This is a genomic window from Mesorhizobium sp. M7A.F.Ca.CA.002.04.1.1 (assembly GCF_004022805.1).
In the GTDB taxonomy this organism is placed as follows: Bacteria; Pseudomonadota; Alphaproteobacteria; order Rhizobiales; family Rhizobiaceae; genus Mesorhizobium; species Mesorhizobium ciceri.
Window position 1 is genome coordinate 1 of record NZ_RZPL01000511.1, and the last position, 4,309, is coordinate 4,309.

6 protein-coding genes are annotated in these 4,309 nt (G+C 63.8%); 2 read left to right on the plus strand and 4 right to left on the minus strand.

Translation table 11 applies throughout. From position 1 onward, the window contains the following. On the minus strand, positions 1 to 528 hold a 528-nt coding region (locus ENZ75_RS22950; RefSeq protein WP_164887944.1), incomplete at its 3' end, for a 1-acyl-sn-glycerol-3-phosphate acyltransferase. A gap of 119 nt (positions 529 to 647) precedes the next feature. Continuing rightward, positions 648 to 1,550 (minus strand): LysR family transcriptional regulator, encoded by a 903-nt coding sequence (locus ENZ75_RS22955; protein ID WP_063169094.1) that lies wholly within the window; start codon positions 1,548 to 1,550, stop codon positions 648 to 650. A gap of 119 nt (positions 1,551 to 1,669) precedes the next feature. On the opposite strand from ENZ75_RS22955, the gene ENZ75_RS22960 reads away from it, so the two are divergent. Both ENZ75_RS22960 and ENZ75_RS22965 read left to right on the plus strand, forming a co-directional pair. Beyond that, positions 1,670 to 2,140, plus strand: a complete 471-nt coding sequence (locus ENZ75_RS22960; RefSeq protein ID WP_063169093.1) for a DUF1348 family protein — start codon at positions 1,670 to 1,672, stop codon at positions 2,138 to 2,140. Positions 2,141 to 2,164: 24 nt separating this feature from the next. Further along, entirely contained in the window at positions 2,165 to 2,797 is a 633-nt protein-coding gene (locus ENZ75_RS22965) for a pyridoxamine 5'-phosphate oxidase family protein (protein WP_063169092.1), read from the plus strand. Here ENZ75_RS22965 and ENZ75_RS22970 read toward each other — a convergent pair whose 3' ends face one another. Both ENZ75_RS22970 and ENZ75_RS22975 read right to left on the minus strand, forming a co-directional pair. Then, entirely contained in the window at positions 2,798 to 3,523 is a 726-nt protein-coding gene (locus ENZ75_RS22970) for a YdcF family protein (RefSeq protein ID WP_127232236.1), read from the minus strand. It lies immediately after the preceding gene. Positions 3,524 to 3,656: 133 nt separating this feature from the next. Then, positions 3,657 to 4,309, minus strand: a 653-nt coding sequence (locus ENZ75_RS22975; protein WP_164887945.1) for an ABC transporter permease, incomplete at its 5' end; no start/stop codon positions are given.

Sequence of the window (4,309 nt, forward strand, 5' to 3'; positions counted from 1 at the left end):
ACCAAGCTGCGTGTAGATTTCGACGATGCCGTATTTGTAGGCCGGTTCGTCGCCCGGCGCGCGTCTTGTCCCTTCGGGGTAGATGATGAGCTGGCGAGGGTTGCGCGCCATCTCTTCCTTGGTCGCGGCGACCACGGCCTTCAGTGCCTTCGAACGGCTGCCGCGATGAACCGGGATCATGCGCATCTTCATGATGTACCAGCCGAAGAACGGGATCCAGGTCAGCTCGCGCTTGAGGATGTAGAGCGGGTCCTGAAGGAAGGGGAAGAAGGCGATCGCGTCCCAGAACGACTGATGCTTTGGTGCCAGGATGAAGGAGCCTTCGGGCAGGTTTTCCCGGCCGGTGATCTCGTTCTTCGTTCCGGCGATCTTCTCGTAAAGCCACATCGAGGTGCGCGACCAGAATTTCGGCACGAACCAGGCGCGGTGCCGGGGCGACAGGAAATAGTAGGGGGTCCAGAGGATCATCTGGACGATCAGGTTGACGTAGAAGACGAAATTGAACGTCAGCGATCTGATGTAGAGCATTGGGGGAGCCCGGTGAGGAGGTGAGCGTTGGTTACACCAAGCGCGGGAAAAAAGGAAATGGCCGCAGGGCGCTTTGGGTGGCGACGAAGAACGGCCACCGATGGGTTGGCCTGGTTCCGCTACATCAGCCGCGCCAGCCGCGCCTTCAGGCGCGGAGCGGCAAAATCGAGGAAGGCGCGCAGCTTGACCGGCAGCAGGCCGTGGCCCGCATGCACCAGGCTTACCGGCCATGGCGCCGGCTCGAATTCCTGCAGCAGGACGCGCAGCGCGCCGGACCGCAGCGCGGCTTCGATCTGGTAGGAAAGCACACGCGTCAGCCCGACGCCGGCAATCGCGGCATCGATGGCCGCTTCGGCGGTGTTGACCTGAAGCCGCGAGCGGACCCGAACCGGGATTTCGGCCTTGCCCTTGATGAAGCTCCAACTGGCGGCGGAGGCGAGCCCCTCGAAGGTGATGCAATCGTGTGTTTCCAGATCCTCCGGGGTCGTTGGCGTGCCGTGTTCGGCCAGATAGGCCGGGCTGGCGCAGACGACGCGGCGGATCGCGCCGACGCCGATGGCGACCAGGCTCGAATCGGGCAATCGGCCGATGCGGATGGCGAGATCGAAATGGTCCTCGACCAGCTGGGTTATGCGATCGGCCAATGTCAGGCGGATGTCCACGTCGGGATAGGCGGCGAGAAAGCCGGTGACGACCGGCAGCACGTGCAGGCGGCCAAAGACGACCGGCGCGGTGATGGCCAGTTCGCCGGTCGGAACACTGTATTCGCCGGCGGCCGTGCGTTCGGCCTCGCCGACGTCGTCCAGGATGCGGCGGCAGGCGGCAAGATAGGCCTGGCCGGCATCGGTCGGTGTCAGCCGTCGCGTCGAACGATTCAGGAGGCGTGTGTTCAGATGGCGCTCGAGATCGGAAATCTTGCGGCTGACCGTCGCCAGCGGAATGCCGAAACGGCGGCTGGCCGCGGAAAGGCTGCCGGCGTCCACCGCGGCGACAAAGAGCGACATGGCCTCGAGACGATCCATAGCTTCTTCCGAAAAATGGAAGGACAAGTTACGAATATGCCACCTGCCTTTGAATGATGGAAGGCTTATATTCCAGTCTGTCGGCCCTGCCTGCAGCATGGCCTCGCACAGGAGTTGCCATGTCCGAAGCCCGCCCGCCGCTGCCGCCGTTTACCGCCGAGACCGCAGCGCAGAAGGCGCGCATGGCCGAGGATGCCTGGAATTCACGCGATCCAGCGCGGGTCGCGCTCGCCTATACAAAGGACAGCCGCTGGCGCAACCGCGCCGAATTCCTGCAAGGCCGCGACGCCATCCAGGCCTTCCTGACGCGCAAATGGAGCCGCGAGCTCGACTACCGGCTGATCAAGGAGGTCTGGGCCTTCCACGGCAACCGCATCGCCGTGCGTTTCGCCTATGAATGGCACGACGACAGCGGTTCATGGTTCCGCAGCTACGGCAACGAGAACTGGGAATTCGACGAACACGGGCTGATGCGTCTGCGCATCGCCAGCATCAACGACCTGCCGATCAGCGAGGCAGATCGCAAGTATCACTGGCCGCTCGGCCGGCGGCCGGACGACCACCCGACACTGTCGGAGCTCGGACTTTAGCATCTTGCCGCAAGGAAGCTTTCGATGAACGCGCATGCTTTCACCAGCGACGTCGCCTTCACGCCGACCGTCAAGGCGATCCAGGCCCGCAAGGGCTCACGTCAGTCCTACGCCCGCGTCGAGGAGCGTGGCGGCTGGCAGGCCGGCATCACCCCGGACCTTGCCGCCTTCATCGAAATGCAGACCAGCGTCTTCCTGTCGACCGCCAACCGCGAGGGGCAGCCCTATGTCCAGCATCGCGGCGGGCCGGCCGGCTTCGTCAAGGTGCTGGATGAACATACGATCGGCTTCGCGGATTTTTCCGGCAACCGGCAGTTCATCACGCAGGGCAATCTGGCCGACAATCCAAGGGCGTTCCTGTTCCTGATCGACTATATGCACCGCCAGCGCATCAAGCTCTGGGGCACCGCGCGCGTCGTCGAGAACGATGCCGAACTGATGGCGAAGCTGATGCCGCAAGGCTACAGAGCGCGCGCCGAGCAGGTCGTCCTGTTCACGGTCTCGGCCTGGGATGCCAATTGCCCGCAGCATATTCCACAACGGTTCGAGGCAGCCGACGTCGCGGCGGCACTCGGCGAGCGGGACAAGCGTATCGAACGCCTTGAGCAGGAGATCGCACGGCTCAGGGGAAATTCGGGCGCGGCCGCAGGGGAATAATCAGCCGCCGGCCGCGGTTTCGGCCAGCGCGATGCCGTTGGGCGTCGGCTTGACAGGCACGATGCCGCGCGCCAGCGCAAGCAGATATTTGTTGTATTCGGTGAACAGCACGCGCAATGCCCGCGGCTTGGTCAGCCAGCCGCCATTGTCGAGGTTGGAATTGACCACCGGATAGGGCTCGAGCTTGGCGCCATGCAGCAGCCTGCCCATTTCCAGCAGGCTGCGCGGCATATGATAATTGTTGGTGACGAGGATCACCGTGCCATAGGCGTGGCTCTCGACCCATTTGGCGCTTTCCTCGGCATTGCCGATCGTGTCGAGCGCGGCGCGGTCGATGTCGACGCAACAGGAGAACAGATTCTTGTCGCCGCCGGTTGCCGCCTGCAGCTGGCGACGGCTGGCCGAAGGATGCACGCCGCTGATCAGCAGCCGTTCGCCCTTGCCGGACGCCAGCAGATCCATCGCGGCATCGAGGCGGGACTGGCCGCCGGTCAAGACGATGATCGCGTCTGCCCTGGCCGGATTGGCGGGCGTCGTCAGGGGACTGACCTTGTTGGCGAACCAACCGAAACCGCCGGCAAACAAAGTTGCAAGGATGAGGACGGAGAGGGCGGACAGGCGCAGCGTGGCTCTTAGACGGCTCACAGCGCGGCGGTCATGCGAACGTGCAACCACCACTGGCATCTGCCCAGCCGTACCGGTCGAATCCCGCGCGTCCATCGCCATATGGTTAATCCTGAAATGCGGCCTTGGGTAGGTAAAAGACGCACTTTGCGTTACGCGAATTCTCTATTCGTGATCACCCTGTTTTATCCATGTCGTTGTCCCAAAACCGGTTCCCACTTTTGGGCGACATGAATTAGCCTGCATCCGGTTGGCGGACATCGATGTCGCTGAGATAGGCAACGACGGTGGCGTGCGAGGTTGCCGCCGTCAGTCCGCCGATCACCAGCACCATCAAGACGACACCGAGATAGCCTGCCGAACCGATGGCGAAATTGCCGAACAGGGCGGTCGCCTGGTCGGCCTGCGGCGTCGCCATATTGCGCGACGACCACCAGGAAAAGACGATGAACACGAGCACTGCGGCGGCACCGCCGGCCGCCGCTCCCTTCATGCCGGTGACCAGGAAATGCCGGCGGAATTCGCGCGCGATAAAGCGTGCCTCGGCGCCGACGAAATGCAGGACTTCGATGATGTGACCGTTGCCGGCCATGGCGCCGCGCGTCGCGAACACCACCGTCAGCACCGTCGCCGACAGCATCAGCGCCAGCACGGCGATGCCGATGGTCACCGTGGTGCGGGCCATCGCCACCAGCCGGTCGACCCAGGTGCGGTGATCGTCGAGCGATGCGCTCGGCAGTTTCGGGGTGATCGCGGCGCGTATGGCGGCGAAATCGGGCGGGCTGTTCTCGTCGATGGTGACGATGATCAGTCGCGGCACCGGCAATTCGTCGATGTTGAGGCCCGAGCCCAGCCAGGGCTCAAGGAGCCGCGCGGTCGCCTCGCGGT

Excerpts from the sequence above, each read along its gene's own strand:
- ENZ75_RS22970 (WP_127232236.1), bottom strand. The coding sequence starts at position 3,523 with ATGGCGATGGACGCGCGGGATTCGACCGGTACGGCTGGGCAGATGCCA.
- ENZ75_RS22960 (WP_063169093.1), top strand. The coding sequence starts at position 1,670 with ATGTCCGAAGCCCGCCCGCCGCTGCCGCCGTTTACCGCCGAGACCGCA.
- ENZ75_RS22965 (WP_063169092.1), top strand. The coding sequence starts at position 2,165 with ATGAACGCGCATGCTTTCACCAGCGACGTCGCCTTCACGCCGACCGTC.
- ENZ75_RS22955 (WP_063169094.1), bottom strand. The coding sequence starts at position 1,550 with ATGGATCGTCTCGAGGCCATGTCGCTCTTTGTCGCCGCGGTGGACGCC.